Source organism: Streptomyces jumonjinensis, assembly GCF_009600885.1.
GTDB lineage: Bacteria > Actinomycetota > Actinomycetes > Streptomycetales > Streptomycetaceae > Streptomyces > Streptomyces jumonjinensis.
Genome location: NZ_VCLA01000202.1, coordinates 8,719 through 9,011, shown reverse-complemented (window position 1 = coordinate 9,011; position 293 = coordinate 8,719). Strand labels below are relative to the sequence as shown.

Annotated in this window: 1 protein-coding gene; it reads right to left on the bottom strand. The window is 70.0% G+C overall.

From position 1 onward, the window contains the following. A partial coding sequence (locus FF041_RS38585; protein WP_194292346.1) for an AMP-binding enzyme occupies nucleotides 1–293 on the bottom strand: 293 nt, incomplete at both ends.

The window sequence follows — 293 nt, the reverse complement described above, 5'->3', positions numbered from 1 at the left end:
CGTCGAGCAGGATCAGGGCCGCCGGGACCATATAGTCCGGCAGCCGCGAACCCGCGAACGCCCGCACCTCATCGAGATCGATCCCCAGTGCCGTGCAGACGACGTAGGCGACGAGGCGCTTGTCACCGGGGCGGTCCTCACGGGCGATGACCGCGACCTGGCCGACCGCCTCATGCGACGCCAGCACAGCCTCGATCTCCCCCGGCTCCACCCGGTAGCCACGGATCTTCACCTGCTCGTCCGCGCGACCCGCGAAGAGGAGCTCGCCGTCCTGGTTCCAGCGGGCCAGATCG